The 15,949-nt window shown below is 38.8% G+C and carries 13 protein-coding genes; 7 read left to right on the top strand and 6 right to left on the bottom strand.

Translation table 11 applies throughout. The features are described from left to right. Window positions 1–55 precede the first annotated feature (55 nt). The 3 genes from K5X82_07885 to K5X82_07895 form a co-directional block, all read right to left on the bottom strand. Window positions 56–1,654 (bottom strand): hypothetical protein, encoded by a 1,599-nt coding sequence (locus K5X82_07885; protein ID QZT38811.1) that lies wholly within the window; start codon window positions 1,652–1,654, stop codon window positions 56–58. Window positions 1,655–1,988: 334 nt separating this feature from the next. Beyond that, on the bottom strand, window positions 1,989–2,471 hold the full coding sequence (ribH, locus tag K5X82_07890) for a 6,7-dimethyl-8-ribityllumazine synthase (protein QZT38812.1): 483 nt from the start codon (window positions 2,469–2,471) through the stop codon (window positions 1,989–1,991). An 87-nt stretch (window positions 2,472–2,558) separates the two neighbouring features. Further along, window positions 2,559–3,242: a tetratricopeptide repeat protein gene (locus K5X82_07895; GenBank protein ID QZT38813.1), complete on the bottom strand. Its 684-nt coding sequence runs from the start codon at window positions 3,240–3,242 to the stop codon at window positions 2,559–2,561. A gap of 241 nt (window positions 3,243–3,483) precedes the next feature. Between K5X82_07895 and K5X82_07900 the strand changes: the two genes are divergently transcribed. Beyond that, window positions 3,484–4,599 (top strand): DNA replication/repair protein RecF, encoded by a 1,116-nt coding sequence (locus tag K5X82_07900; GenBank protein QZT38814.1) that lies wholly within the window; start codon window positions 3,484–3,486, stop codon window positions 4,597–4,599. Beyond that, window positions 4,596–4,892, top strand: coding sequence for a DUF721 domain-containing protein (locus K5X82_07905; protein ID QZT38815.1), 297 nt, complete (start codon window positions 4,596–4,598; stop codon window positions 4,890–4,892). The genes K5X82_07900 and K5X82_07905 overlap by 4 nt, the downstream gene beginning before the upstream one ends. 117 nt (window positions 4,893–5,009) lie before the next feature. Here K5X82_07905 and K5X82_07910 read toward each other — a convergent pair whose 3' ends face one another. Both K5X82_07910 and K5X82_07915 read right to left on the bottom strand, forming a co-directional pair. After that, window positions 5,010–5,606 (bottom strand): aminotransferase class IV, encoded by a 597-nt coding sequence (locus K5X82_07910; GenBank protein QZT38816.1) that lies wholly within the window; start codon window positions 5,604–5,606, stop codon window positions 5,010–5,012. Continuing rightward, entirely contained in the window at window positions 5,590–6,555 is a 966-nt protein-coding gene (locus K5X82_07915; GenBank protein ID QZT38817.1) for an aminodeoxychorismate synthase component I, read from the bottom strand. Before K5X82_07915 ends, K5X82_07910 begins: the two co-directional genes overlap by 17 nt. A gap of 331 nt (window positions 6,556–6,886) precedes the next feature. On the opposite strand from K5X82_07915, the gene K5X82_07920 reads away from it, so the two are divergent. The 5 genes from K5X82_07920 to K5X82_07940 all read left to right on the top strand — a co-directional run bounded on the left by K5X82_07920 (window position 6,887) and on the right by K5X82_07940 (window position 13,616). Beyond that, window positions 6,887–7,882 carry an alpha/beta hydrolase gene (locus K5X82_07920; protein QZT38818.1) on the top strand — a complete coding sequence of 332 codons (996 nt, stop codon included), beginning with the start codon at window positions 6,887–6,889 and terminating at the stop codon, window positions 7,880–7,882. A gap of 190 nt (window positions 7,883–8,072) precedes the next feature. After that, on the top strand, window positions 8,073–8,654 hold the full coding sequence (locus K5X82_07925) for an aminodeoxychorismate/anthranilate synthase component II (protein QZT38819.1): 582 nt from the start codon (window positions 8,073–8,075) through the stop codon (window positions 8,652–8,654). Between the two features lie 1,212 nt (window positions 8,655–9,866). Then, window positions 9,867–11,801: a hypothetical protein gene (locus K5X82_07930; protein ID QZT38820.1), complete on the top strand. Its 1,935-nt coding sequence runs from the start codon at window positions 9,867–9,869 to the stop codon at window positions 11,799–11,801. A gap of 65 nt (window positions 11,802–11,866) precedes the next feature. Further along, window positions 11,867–12,424, top strand: coding sequence for a hypothetical protein (locus K5X82_07935; protein QZT38821.1), 558 nt, complete (start codon window positions 11,867–11,869; stop codon window positions 12,422–12,424). Window positions 12,425–12,518: 94 nt separating this feature from the next. Next, window positions 12,519–13,616 carry a hypothetical protein gene (locus tag K5X82_07940; GenBank protein QZT38822.1) on the top strand — a complete coding sequence of 366 codons (1,098 nt, stop codon included), beginning with the start codon at window positions 12,519–12,521 and terminating at the stop codon, window positions 13,614–13,616. An 850-nt stretch (window positions 13,617–14,466) separates the two neighbouring features. Here K5X82_07940 and argH read toward each other — a convergent pair. Further along, window positions 14,467–15,801 (bottom strand): argininosuccinate lyase, encoded by a 1,335-nt coding sequence (gene argH, locus K5X82_07945; protein ID QZT38823.1) that lies wholly within the window; start codon window positions 15,799–15,801, stop codon window positions 14,467–14,469. Window positions 15,802–15,949 lie beyond the last annotated feature (148 nt).

Below are 15,949 nucleotides of genomic sequence, written 5' to 3' on the forward strand. Positions count from 1 at the left end.
ATAATTTACATAATTAACATAACACATTTTACCAATTAATTATACATGATCATTCTCACTTCCACTTTATCATTAATGGTTTTAAAGGTGCAACCACATGATACCAACAGATCTTTTTAAACTCTGAACCATTACCACTAGAATCAATAAAACTTAAATAGAAATCATAATCTTTATTTCGGTCTCGTTCTTCAACTTTCAGATGATATTTACCATCATCAGAAGGGTGAAATATTTCAATAGCATTACTCTTCTTATCTACCACACGAAGTACAGATTCAAGACGACTATTTTGGTCACAATTATCATGTAATCCCGTAACATAATCACCAGGATTAACATCTAAACCTTCCCCTACAGCATGACAAAGATCAAGCTTCTCATAGTTTGTCACACGAAAATCTGGAGGCACACAATCTCTCAAATACAATAATAGATTAAAAGGAATTGAAAACTCTCTACCACAGGGTAGTATCCTTGAAACAGTCACCTTTTTTTCCGGATGGTTTACACAACCGTCATTTGAAAAGTCGTTATTAGAGATTGAATCCGGAGTAAAATGATAGTCATCACAATATAGCGCATTATAACTCACCAAATCTTTGACTGCATACTTCTTAAAACAGTCTAATTCTGTCGCCACAGCTACATCAACCTGTGGCCTTAATCTACTTACTGAATAATCAAAAAGATGCCAATTAAACCACCCATCATAAATCATCAATCGACCTTCAGTATCAACATCAATTGGCCTACCCTCATCAGGGACACCATCATTATCAGAATCGACAAACCCTAACTCTTTACAGTCCCAACATTTATCTCCATCTGCATCTCGATCTAATCTATCTGGATAACCATCCCCATCAGAATCTGGCTCCCTATAAAAAGCGACATCATCGATAAAGTTACCCACAGAGGCATTTCCTGATGCAGTTGATCGCGCCATAAACCCAAGCTGTACATAGGATGTATTTTCTGGAACACGATAATGTCCAGTATATGTATGCCATTTATCTGTTGTACTAACAGTACGAATTGGTTCAACTCCAGGATCAACTTTCCTGTTAGGGCTATCAGGATCAGTAGGATCATCAGAAAAGATATAAATATCCATGACATCCTCCTTCGATTGTCTCCAATTATATCTTCTAGCTCTATGCGACACCCTATAATAAATCAACTCCCCTGGCTTAACCTTAAATACTTGAAACAACCGAGAAGCACTATTGGCATTTAGCTCTACAAATTTATCTCCCTCAAAAGCATTTACCCGCTCATAACCACTACTCCATGCCTCAATCTCGTTCTTGCTATCGGTAGTTTGCCATCCCAACCCATTATCCCCCTCACCAACATGAATAAAAGCAAGATTCCTAGGGCTTACGGAATATTCTTCAAAGCCCCCATTATTAAAAGTTTTAATCTCTTCAAACGATTCGTATTCATCTAATATACCATCGTTATCATCATCTAAGTCCGTTTTATTGAGAACTCCATCTCCATCAAAATCATCATTATCACCACAATTCACACACACAACAGTATCAGAAAGCATCTCTTGGAAACTAAATTCATTGAAACCAAAAGAACTCCAATAAAAGCACAGCGAAACAATCAAAAGAATAACTCTTGTAAGGGAAAAGCGTTGCATATCTAAGGCGATTAATTAAATCTGAATCCTAATTTAACTATTAATCACCTCTAAAACAAACATTAACCAAACAAAATCACAAATAAAAAATCCATCAAACAACAACATCACGCAGCACAATCCATATCCTTAAAATATCATTTGACATAATTTGTATAACACAAAATAGTATTATATTTTCATAACAACACCTTCACACTTAGGCATAAAAAAAGGAGCATCCATTACAAAATGAAAACTCCTTCTTGTTCAATTTATATACACTACATGACAAAGAATAGATCCCAACGAATCCACACAAAATTATCAACGTAGAATAGAGATCGATATGGTATTAGAACTGTCTTTTTAGATCCACCATTTTAATAGCAGCAATAGCCGCTTCATCTCCTTTATTACCCAATCTACCTCCAGAACGATCTAAGCTCTGCTGTTCCGTATTATCGGTCAATACACAAAAAATAAATGGTTTATTATATTTAAGATTTAGATCTGTAGCACCTTTAGTCGCACCATCACACACAAAGTCAAAATGCCGTGTCTGACCTTGAATTACACATCCGATCAGCACAATAGCATCCACATCTGTATATTCAGCCATCCACTGACCTCCCAATGGCAACTCAAAAGTTCCTGGAACATGCTTCACTATCACATCTTCCTCTGCAACACCATGTTTCACCAAAGTGTCTTTTGCTCCTTGCGCCATATTACCGGTGATATGGTAGTTCCATTCTGCTACCACTAGCCCTATTTTCATTCCTTTTGCAGCAGGTACTGCATCAAAATCGTACTCTGATAAGTTTTTTGTAGCCATGATAATTAATAATAGTGATATACAAAAATAAAAAAAATCCTTCCGACGGGAAGGATTTTCTTTATTTAAAAGAGAGTAAAAACTCTATTATTTCAAACGCTCGATATATTTATTTACCACACGTGCTTCGTTACTCTTAGGATAGTCTTTCTTAACAATCTCAAGATACTTCACCGCGTTTGCTTTATCTCCATTCATTTCGCTAAGCTTAGCCGCTTTGAAAAGATAAAGTGGTGTGGTCATATCGTTCTTCACACTATTAGCTGCTTTCACATACATTTCAACAGCTTTAGTTGTATTATCCAATTGAGCATATGCATCTCCCTGTGCTCCAATAGCGATAGGCTTAAGCATACGATCATCCGTAGAGAAATCTGACAAATATTTGATCGCATCTTCATATTTACCTAATTGTAAATAAGAGATACCAGCATAATAGTTTGCCATATTTGCAGTTGGTGTTCCACCATAGTTATCAATGATATCAAGGAAACCACTATTACCACTGCCATCGCCATTCAATGCAATATCGAATGAATCACGCTCAAAGTTATTTTGTGCTACAAATACCTCAACACGTGCTTTCTCTTCACGAGGTGCTTTATAGTATTTGAAATATCCGATAATCACTACAGCAAGAAGAAATAAGGCTCCAAAGCCCATAGTCAATTTCTTGCTATTCTTTTCCATAAAAACTTCGGCAGAGTTTAGGCTCTCTTCAATCTCGTGAAATTTCTCATCCACCTGATCCGTTTGATCGTGCTTGCTCATATTATATTTTATTATTCTATTTTGCGTTAACTTACTTTTGTATTAAAGGCAAAAATAATTTTTTTTCAATAAAAAACACCTACATTTCATTGTGATTATCTCACAAGTAGCATGTTTTTTGAAGAAAAAAAAGAATCTATCCTCTCAAATAATACCATTAATTTAGGTTCCACAGCTATAAAATTAATACTTTTGTTTGCAATTATGCAAGTAAAAATAGGAAATAAGGATCAGACACCCCATGCATCTCAAGAATCTTTCTGTAATTAACTACAAAAATATCGGTCAAACCGACTTGGATTTCTCTGCCAAATTCAACTGTTTTATTGGAAACAATGGGATGGGTAAGACCAACATATTGGACACGATATACTACCTCTCTTTTTGCAAAAGCTACTTCTCTAGTTCTGACAAGCAGAACGTAAAGCACGATGAAGCCTTCTTCATGCTACAGGGAGCTTACGATCGAAATGGCGAAGAAGAGGTCCTTTACTGTGGTTACAAATCAGGACAAAAGAAGAAGTTCAAACGCGACGACAAAGAGTATCAAAAGCTTTCCGAACACATCGGTTTGTTCCCACTGGTGATCATCTCACCATCCGATCAAAACCTGATCCAAGGAGGTAGTGAAGCTCGTCGTAAATTCATGGATGGAGTCATCTCACAGTACAACAAAGCATTCCTTCAAGATCTAATTGCCTACAATCGCACACTACTTCAACGCAATCAGCTATTGAAACAATTTGCCAGCGAACGCTATTTCGACGAAGAGACACTAATTATATACGACCAACAGCTCATTCACTACGGAACGCGAATTTACGAATCAAGGGCAAGTTTCATCGACACCTTTCTTCCGATCTTCCAACAGCACTACCAATTTATATGCAAAGGCCAAGAGCAAGTAGACTTAGTATATAAATCGTCAATGCACCACACGCCATACGAACAGCTCTTAAAAGAGAGTCGTCAAAAAGATTTGGCGATGGGCTACACCACTATGGGACCACACAAAGACGATTTAGAACTAAAACTAGGCGACTATCTAATGAAAAAGATAGGTTCACAAGGACAGAACAAAAGTTTCTTGATCTCTCTTAAGTTTGCCCAATTCGATTTCATGAAACATTTAAGCCAAGCAACACCAATCTTGGTATTGGATGATATTTTTGATAAATTAGATGCCCAACGTGTTGAACAGATCATCGATCTAGTTTCGAAAGATGATTTCGGACAGATATTCATCTCTGACACCAACCGTGAGCATATTGATCAAATTTTTCATCGTAAAGGTGCCGAATATAAAATATTCCAGTTAAACCAAGGAGAAGTTTCCGAAATCGATCCCAAAGCATGAAATACCGCAAATATCCACCCCAGCCCATTGGTAAAGTATTGGAGAAATATTTAGAGAGATCTCCTCTAAATGACAAACTAAAAGAAGTAGAAGCACTGGCGGCATGGCAAAAAATCATGGGACCCAACATCATGGAACGCACACAAAAGCTATATATGAAGAGCGGAGTGCTTCACATCAAAGTCGACAGTTCCATCATCAAACACGACATCTACATGATGCGCAACCACATCATGCGCAACATAAACAACCATCTAAAAGCAGAGATTGTAAAAGAGATCGTCCTTGAGTAGTCTCTATTGAATATATCTCAAATAGAACATGCGAGGTTCAACCATTTAAATAGCACAAGACATCCGTTCAGATCAACGGATACAAAAACACGTTATCCCCTCAAAAATAGATCCAACCTACACTCGAATCAAATCAATAGTATACATAGGAGCACTCTCCCACCCCATCATCGCATTAATAATACGAAAGTGGGTATAGTGCGATAACGAGGCAACGGGTATATCCGTCTCGTGAATCACCCCATCATCTAAGAGTCTCTGCCTCTGTGTTCCCTTCAACAAACACTGCTTAGGTGTCCACCATACCCCATCTCTATAAAAAACAAGATTGGTATAAGTAGTATCGGTCACCATACCGTTTTGAACAATCACGGCCTCCTCATTCGCACCTAACAAAGCAGAGATACGCTGAAAATCATCACGATTTCTATACTTAAAATCATACATGATCTCACCAGCCTCAACACAGACAAAACGTTCGATATCTCTTATTTGATACGGAACCCACTGTATAGAGACCACCTTTTCTGCATACGCGACAGTCAATCGATACACTCCATCCTTGGGCAAATCAACAGAAGACAACACATCCAAAAGATCAATACGATAGGCAGGATAGAAGTGATGCATCGTACGATCTAGACGTGCTTGATGAGATTCGACATACTCCACCACTCCATTACTCAAAGACATCGTCTCAATAAATTGGCACATATATCTTCTTTATTAATTCGTCATACTCTCCCTCCATATCACTCATTGCAGTCACACCACCACCACTATGAAAAAAGTAGCGATCCTCCTCCTGTGCAATAAAACGTATCATCACCATTGAGTCAAGATGCGCTCCATCATATACTCCAGCAACTCCAGTATAAAACCCTCTCTCCGAGGGTTCCGCTTCAGCAATAATTTCACAGGTCTTTTTCTTAGGTGCTCCAGTAATCGAACCTGCAGGCAATAGCTTATTAAAGATATCCCCCAGATGGGCATGATAATCTTCGGGCAACTCCCCTTCGATATGCGAACTCACTTGTAGCAGAGCTCCATTTTGCGTCTTCACACGATCCACATAACGAAACTTCTTCACTCTCACATGATCTGCCACACTACTTAGATCGTTACGTATCAAGTCGACAATTGTAAAATGTTCCGACCTCTCTTTCTCATCATTCATAATGATCTCTTCCGCATGTGGAATGGTAGCATCAATAGTTCCTTTCATCGGAAAAGAGGAGATCTTCTGACCTCGTATCTCCACAAATTTCTCTGGCGAGAAACAGAGGAACCTATTCGCTACAAACAACCGATACTTTGCCTGTACACCATGATACAGACGCTCCAAATCCACCGAAAGTGTTATGGGGCTCTTCATAGTCAGATTAGTCAAAAACGAGTCGCCATACAGAAGGCCATCTCTCACAACAGTAAAAGCCTTAGAAAACGAAGCTAACGATGCGGGGCTAGCATTCAAGACAACATCAAGAGGCTCTTGCTTCGAGGTTCCATTGCTCACGCCATTAAAATCAAACTTAACAGAAGTTTGATCCAATGCATCCAATGGAGTTACCTCCCCCGCTTCCCCCTTATAGTCTATCATAAAGAAAAAAGGCGTTCTACTCGCACCCAGGCGATTCATCTTATCTATAAGATCTGTATTCATGGTTAATGGACCAATTCAATATTGATGAGAATTATAAACAATCATAAAAAACATGATATCTCCAACAAAATAACAATTTCATTTCATCACGAAATTAGACCTTTTTATCTAAACAAACAAAAGATCACACGCTCCAAACAACAGCACATTTCGTCTCCCGAACAATACCGATTATATCATACTCTTTCCAGAACAAACAACCATCTCATTCCACATTTTTTCAACCACATGTAATCATTCCGAACAAAAACAGACTTATTAAGACAAAGAACCATAACACTCCATGCATCGAAGAGTGTTTCTCTAATTTAAAATATCAAAATAGACGACAATGAAAAAGATTAGCTATTTACTATCTATCATATCACTCACACTGCTTGTTGCATGTGGGGGCGGAGACAAAACGGCTGAGAAAGTATACCCAAAAGCCACATTCGAAGTGACGAATGCTGCTGAAACCATGCCTGTATGGATTCATGGAAAAGAGAACTCCGACTTCATCCTTCTACCTGTTCACGGAGGCCCTGGATCTGACGTTTTAGACTTCCGCACATACAAAGGAGGAGATGGATTCAAAGCCATCGAAAAAAACCATATGGTAGCCTATTGGCAACAAAGAGCCTCAGGTGCATCCAAAGGATCTGATGACAAAAAACACTTTACCATTGCACAATATGTTGACGATCTAGACAAAGTGATCGACCAATTAAAGGATCGTTATCCAGGTAAAAAAATTGTTCTATTAGGACACAGTTGGGGAGGAATGCTAACTTCTTCTTACCTAAAAGATGCAGCTCATAAAGACAAAATTGTTGCATGGATCGATGCTGGGGGTGTAACCAATGGAACAACATTGATGGAACAAACCAAAGCTGACGTATTAAAAGAGGCAGAAACTCGTGTGGCAAAAAAAGAGAACACCAAATACTGGGAAACAGTGATCTCTCAAATCAAATCAAACAAAACCAATGCCAACGCACTTGCTTACCAAGTAACACAATACATCCCTGAAGTGTTAATCAAGGTAGATAACCACAAAGACTTTGCTATTAACCAAAGAGGATACCTAAGCAACTCAGTACTATTCAACGAAATACTTAAAACAGACAACACACAGAAAGTATCTGCATTTGCCAAGCCTATACTTACCCTATGGGGAAAGTATGACTTTGCAGTTTCTGCTTCTCAAAAGAAAGAGGTAGAAGGGGTCGTAGATGCAAATCAGATCACAAATATCGTATTTCCAGCATCTGGACACTATATGATGTTTCATGAACCAGCCCTATTTGCAAAGAGTATCAATGACTTTATCAAGACCATTCAATAATTATTATATTTTACTTAGAGGTAAACAAAAACTTACCTCACTTTCTTTATTCTTAGGTTGTCTTATTTCGATAAGACAACCTTTTCTATATCCACTTCTCAGACAACCGAGTGAATTTACCTCCAAAGGTTTTTCATCCTATCTTCCCTTTTCCTATTTTTGTATCCAAACAAAGAAAAAGAAACTATAGATGGTGCGTGTGCTAATTATTGACAACGACGATTCGTTTACATATAATCTCAGACAACTTGTAGAAGAAGCCGAGATCCAAACAGAAGAGGTTATCGTTATATCACATAAAGATGTGACCCTCGACGACGTGGCTCCATTTAGTCATATTATCTTCTCTCCTGGCCCAAGTCTTCCGAAAGACCATCCCATGATGTTCGAAATACTAGAAGCATTTGAAGATACCAAAGTTATCCTAGGAGTATGTCTAGGACATCAAGCCATCGGAGCCTTCTATGGGGCAAAACTGTCTCAACTAAAACAGGTAGTCCACGGACAACAGCGAGAAATAATATGGGACAGCACCACCCATCCCAAACTATCCCTACCAAGTCCATCTATTGTCGGACTTTACCACTCATGGTTTATCGATTCCATCCCAGAAGCCATGCCACTACACATCACAGCCGCCGACCCAACAGGACGTATCATGGCCATCGAACACCACACCTTTGCCATCACAGGAGTCCAATTTCATCCCGAGTCAATGATGACCGAACAGGGGGATCTGTTTATCAACAAGTGGTTATCCCAAACAGTATAAAATAACAAAGCACTCCTACCTTATCGTTTATACAATCATTGGCCTCCATTAAAAACCTCATTTTACACAATACGGCTTAGTTTGTGCCAATTTATTGGCACGAAAGGGATACCTAAACCGATGGGAACGCCGAGATCCTGCTCGGCATCGTACCACAAGAGAGCCACAACCATAGTATTCATCTGCGTACTATGTTGACAAAATGATGGGGTCGGACTTACAGCCCTCCTTGTAATTATATTACCTATACCCAGCGCTTCGCACTGGGCTAAGTTCTATTTCCCTTTCAGGGAATGTTGCAGCATAGACAGATTGCATCACGAGCATGTTGCTCGATAGTAGGGTTGACACACGATGCCGAGCTGGAGCTCGGCGTTCCCAGCGGTTGTCCCATTCTTGCACTTCAACCAGATCAGTGATAATCCGTCTAATCCGTGGCTATATTTCCCTTCGTGGTATATTTCATACGCGTCATCCATTCCACATCCAATACGGCTTAGTTTGTGCCAATTCATTGGCACGAAAGGGATACCTCAACCGCTGGGAACGCCGAGCTCCTGCTCGGCATCGTGCCACAAGAGAGCCACAACCTTAGTATTCACCTGCATACTATGTTGACAAAATGATGGGGTCGGACTTACAGCCCTCCTTGTAATTATATTACCTATACCCAGCGCTTCGCACTGGGCTATGTTCTATTTCCCTTTCAGGGAATGTTGCAGCATAGACAGATTGCATCACGAGCATATTGCGCCATAGTAGAGTTGACACACGATGCCGAGCTGGAGCGCTGCGTTCCCAGCAGTTGTCCCATTCTTGCACTTCAATCATATCCGTGGGAATCCGTCCAATCCGTGGCTATATTTCTATCCCCCTTCACTTTAAGAGCAAAAACAGTGTTAAAAACTATTAAATAAGAAAGACTACATATAATCTACCTCTGAACACACCCCTACGAAACAATAAACATATACATCTTTTTAAATTCAATTTAAAACATAAACACGCTATAAACCTCAAAATGACATAGCAAAATTCATAAAAACGAATAATTACCACAAGCAATAGCCCAATATTACCGAATCAAAATAATAAATACGACAATTAAGCACCTATTAGCATATGAAAAATCAAATGTTAATTTATAAATAAACAACACAACACAATTATATATAGCTTAATATTACAAGACAAATATTAACTATTTTTACAATGAAAAAATTAATCATTTCACTTATTGTATTAGGGGGGGGTATGATGTCATGCCAACAAGAAGCCTTGGATGCAACAAGTAATACGGTAGATGCAAGTGCTTTTGAAATCTTGCCTACTATTTCACAGAGCGAAGCACAAACAAAATTCGCTCAGATTCTTTCAAAAGCAGTGTACAACGATGAAGCAGTAAGAAGCTTCATCCAAAAAGAAGCACTGAAACAGTTCGATTGTGACTATGATATTCTTTATGGTAAAGTAAAGAATCAAGAAGTAAAAGAGGGGATCACCTTCAAACAAGCTTTGGATGTATATGCAGAAGATGTAAACTCACTGGATCAAATCGAAAAAAGTGCTCCACTAATCAATATTCTACTCCCAAATCTTGAATTTGTAGGTGGAATGAGTGCAGAAAAATGGAATATCTCTGATAATAACATTGGAGTAATTCCAGATATAGGAAATCTAAGTAACTCTGTTTTTAGCAATGGAGATTCAGTTAGTTATATTCCTCATAAAGAGATACCTATTTTTCCTGTGCTTATTGTAAAAAACAGCGATAGAGTTATTTTAAAATCTCCAGCCACAAAGTCTTCTGAAGCCAGATATGATTTTAAATATGGACAATTTGACCCAACACTAAATACCTCAACAAAATCTAGAGTTTGGGTAGAACCAACTTACAAAGATAATAAACATTGGACTGCGTATAATCCTTATTTCTATCTAGAAGAAAGTGATATTGACCCTAGACTTATCAAAGCATACAATGAAAATGTAGATGGTCTAAGCCATCGAGAGTATATGTACTACAATCTAGATAAGGACCATCGTTTTTTTGAGCATAAAGATTTAAATACTAAAATTCGAGAACGTATTTATGCAATACAAATCACAAAAGCTGGATTAAAAGCCTTTTCAATGCATACAAAAGAAAATAATGATCCATCTATAAATGGAATGAATGATACAGGTGTAGGCACAAGTGACAGGATCGTTGTAAGAGGCGAAAAGTTTAGGGGACAAGATCTTTATGACCGTTTATGGAAAGGTGGCGTATATGAATTTCGATTTGAGATAGGAAAGCTTAAAGGAGGAAAAGTAAGTACAGTAGCGAGTGAAGTTTACGCTATAGATATAAGAGATGCATTCGACATTTCACATGTTCATATTGACAGATTAACCCCAGGTTTATTCCGAAGCAGTAGAGAATATTACACTGTAAAGATGGAGTACATTAAGCCCAAATGGGTCAAAATGGGATTAGCAAACAGGTTAGACTATTGGGACCCATTTACTGAATCTAAGAACATTAATATTAATATCTATGAAGAAGATAGTGGTGATAGAATTGAAAGAGAAATAAAATCAACTTACACAACGACAAACAAATTTTCTGTAACCGCTGCGGGTAAGGTAGGGTCTCCGGGTAAGGAAGAGTCTGTGGATATGGTAGGGTCTGTAAACCTAAGTGCAGCATATTCTAATGAAAATACAAGACAAACTTCAACTTCCACAAAGATATATTCAACAGATAAATCGGACTATGTAGGGTATAAGGATCTATACTTTCATGATGAAGTAATATTAATGAATCCTAAAGAAGCACCAATAGAAACATCAGACGGAAAAAGATATTACCCTATTAAACATCTTGCGTTTGGAACTGAATTAAAAGTTGCAATTGCACCAATGGCAACAAATCAGAAACCAAAAACTAAATCCTCAACCAGCAACAATAATCGCAAAAGCTCGACAACAATCACTAGTAATAAACCTAAAATTAATCTACCTCCAGGGTTCACAAATCCAGGATCTCCTTTTGCCAATCCAAACAACGGAATGTGCTCTCCTAATGGTAGGCCAATGGTTTTAGTTGCTCCAGGTGAAGAGCCTCCTGCATGTAATGATAACCCATCCAGATATATGGACTAAAATAATAACAGTTAGAACAATTGAACACAACTTCAATTGTTCTACTTTTTTAAAACTTATTACTTATGAAATATTTATTTAAAATAATTGGTTGTTTAATTCTTTTCACCTCTTGTAAAACAAATGAAGATCTAAATAATATACCAAACTATATTCTTGGGGACTACAAGATGGTAGCATGGGAGTCTTCAGAAAAAATCGATATTAATAAGAATGGAAAATTTGAAGATCTTCTTACGGAATTTGAATCTTCAGGATACGGATTAGGCTTCGATTCCAGTTCTCCTCAGTTTAAACTTTTTATTTACAATAGTGGCAATACATTTTTTACTTATAAAATACCTAAAGCTGTTGTCGACCATATCGAATACCCAAATAATGTTACTCTAAATTATGAATATTGGAATATAAATAGTAAAGAATGCAATCGATCTAAAGATCAAAGCCTTCTTTTTAAGACAAACATTACAACAAAAGGAAATAAGAGTGACACCTTTAATTCAATTCAATTCAAAAATGACACAATTATAGTAGACATGACTGCCGAACTCACGAATCTCGAAGACCCTAGGGCTGTTTACAGAACTGACATGAAATTATATTATAAAAAGGACAAACAATAAACTGTACAATGCACTCAAAAAGTAATAGGAAATAAATACCTCATTACCATTTTGAGACATCTATTCTTCTTAAAAATATTTAATTAAAACAAAGATGAAACACCTCCTACCTGTTATCCTAGCTTTTATATGCTTCAGCTGCAAGCAATCAGATAGCCTTACCCCACAATCCAGCGAGACATTAGTGATCTATATGGCAGCAGATAATGACCTCAAAGGCAATGCGCTGTTGAATGTATATGATATGGTAGAAGGCATAAAGGAGGATCAGAAGGTGGTCGTTTTTATGGATAAGGGGGATAAAAGCTCCTACCTTATGGAGCTCAACAAAAAGAATGGTACGGCTATCCACCGACAAGTAGTTAAACAATATCCCGATCAAAACTCGGCGGATAGCCATACCCTCCATCAGGTACTCAAAGAGGTGATCGAGAGATATCCATCCCAGCAGTATGGATTGATCTTATGGTCACATGGCACCTCTTGGTTTCCTGCCCCAAAACCCAAAACCAAATCATTTGGTGTGGACAAGCAATCTACTATGGAGATCCATGATCTCGCAACAGCATTGCCAACCAAATTTAAATATATTCTTTTCGATGCCTGCTTGATGGGAAGCGTAGAAGTGGCTTCAGAACTACAAAACAATACCGATTACCTCATCGCTTCTCCTACAGACATTCTAACCACGGGAATGCCTTACCAAAAGATACTACCTATCCTTCTCAACACACAACAAACAGTAGAGAAACGATTGAAAGAGGTTTGTAAAACTTACATCAAACACTACAAACAAAAAGAGGGAAAGATGCAATCAGCAAGCATTGCACTATATAATCTTAATAACATCAATATGGTTCAAACTGCCATGCAACAAATCATAACCAACCATCCAAACACGAAAGTCAAAGCAGCAAATGTCCAAAAACTTCATAAACAAGCGGACTGTTATGATCTAATCGATATGATAGAGAAGAACTACGGAACAAAAGCTGCAACTCAGATGAAGTCAACTCTCTCTTCCTTTATCCTCTTCCATGACCATACAGATAAGTTCCAAGAGAACCTTTCGCTTGATAACCTACATGGTATTAACTGCTATATCCCTGTAGACCCAAACACTTATTACCCAGAATTCTACTATAACCTTCAGTGGAGTAAAATAACCCAATACCATAAAGCCATCTTCTAAAGCACCAAACAAAAAAAGAATTTATAGCATTCGAACTTCTGAATATTGACACATAAAATCAAGCTCAAGTAGGGTGTTCCCTACTCACTATCTTAATACTATCAATACGCAAACCACATTCTCAACGTCGGCAAACTACTTACTATCCACATCCAATACGGCTTAGTTTGTGCCAATTCATTGGCACGAGAGGGATACCTCAACCGCTGGGAACGCCGAGCTCCTGCTCGGCATCGGGCCACAAGAGAGCCACAACCTTAGTATTTATCTGCGTAGGTTGCATCACGAGCATATTGCCCTATAGTAGGGTTGACACACGATGCCGAGCTGGAGCTCGGCGTTCCCAGCGGTTGTCCCATTCTTGCACTTCAATCATATCCGTGGGAATCCATCCAATCCGTGGCTATATTATCCTTCGTGGTATATTTCATACGCGTCATCCATTATACATCCAATACGGCTTAGTTTGTGCCAATGAATTGGCACGAGAGGGATACCTCAACCGCTGGGAACGCCGAGCTCCAGCTCGGCATCGTGCCACAAGAGAGCGACAACCTTAGTATTCATCTGCGTACTATGTTGACAAAATGATGGGGTCGGACTTACAGCCCTCCTTGTAATTATATTACCTATACCCAGCGCTTCGCACTGGGCTATGTTCTATTTCCCTTTCAGGGAATGTTGCAGCATAGACAGATTGCATCACGAGCATATTGCCCTATAGTAGGTTGACACACGATGCCGAGCTGGAGCTCGGCGTTCCCAGCGGTTGTCCCATCCTGTGCGCATCAACCAGATCAGTGGGAATCCGTGGCTATATATGAAGGCCAACAATAAACAACATTACTATTTACTCCCCAATCAGATCCTCTTTCATCTCATCGAGCTTCTCAAAGTTGAACTGATCAATCATATGTTGCATCTTTAACTTCACTTGGGCTAGACATAAATTACCGATACTTCCCTCATGGGTATGGTGAACCTGCAAATCAGTCTCAAACTGTCCAGCTTCGATCTCTTGCCCCACCTGCTTATATGCATCCCTAAAAGGCACGCCATCTAACACACGCTTATTTACCTCCTCCACGCTAAACACCAAACGATACTTCGGATCTTCAATAATATGATCTTTGATCTTCAAATTATCAATTGCATACTGCGCAATATGAATACACTCTTGCAAGTCGTCGATAGCAGGCAGAATCTCCTCTTTAATCAATTGTAGATCTCTAAAATAGCCACTAGGCAAATTATTCATCATCAATGTAATCTGGTTTGGCAACCCTTGAATACGATTACAATGAGAACGCAACAGTTCAAAAACATCCGGATTCTTCTTATGAGGCATAATACTCGACCCTGTAGTCAAAGCATCGGGTAGGGTCAGAAAATCAAAGTTTTGACTCATATACAGACAGACATCCATCGCCATCTTCGACAATGTCGAAGCCACATTAGCCAATCCGAAAGCCACATTCTTCTCCACACGACCTCTTCCCATCTGTGCATACACCACATTATAGTTCATCGACTCAAAACGAAGTAGGTCGGTAGTCATCTGACGATTCAATGGAAACGACGAACCATAGCCCGCAGCACTACCCAGAGGATTCTGATTCGAAATCTTATAGGCCGACTGCAAAGAGATCACATCATCAATCAAACTCTCAGCATACGCACCAAACCAAAGACCAAAAGACGAAGGCATCGCCACCTGCAGATGCGTATATCCAGGAATCAAAACCCCCTTATGCTTATCCGCACGCTTCATCAAGCTTAAGAACAACTCCACAACATCCCCTACCACTTCACGTATCTTATCCCTAAAGAACAACTTCAAATCCACCAACACTTGATCATTCCTCGAACGACCACTATGAATCTTCTTCCCTAGATCGCCTAAACGCTCCGTCAAAATAAGCTCCACCTGAGAGTGAACATCCTCAACGCCCTCCTCTATCTTAAAATTACCCTCCTCTATCTCGTGATATATACGACGCAACTCCTCCACCAAAAGAAGAAGCTCCTCTTTTTCCAACAGATCGATAGACTCTAACATCGTGATATGGGCAATAGATCCCAACACATCATATTTGGCCAATTGATGGTCTAACTCTCTATCCATCCCAACCGTAAAATTCTCTATCTGGGCATCCACTTGCCCCCCTTTATCCCAAAGTTTCATATCTATCGTATCTAGTGGTTCCTATCCAATTATCAAACACCTCATCCATGTCAAGACTTTAACGCCCTAAACTAACAACATGAAGTCATGAGGTTTTGTTTACACTTTCACCAAAAGCATCGTCACAATGAATATCCATTCATCCACC

The sequence above is a fragment of the Prolixibacteraceae bacterium genome (genome assembly GCA_019856515.1).
Lineage (GTDB): Bacteria > Bacteroidota > Bacteroidia > Bacteroidales > Prolixibacteraceae > Halosquirtibacter > Halosquirtibacter xylanolyticus.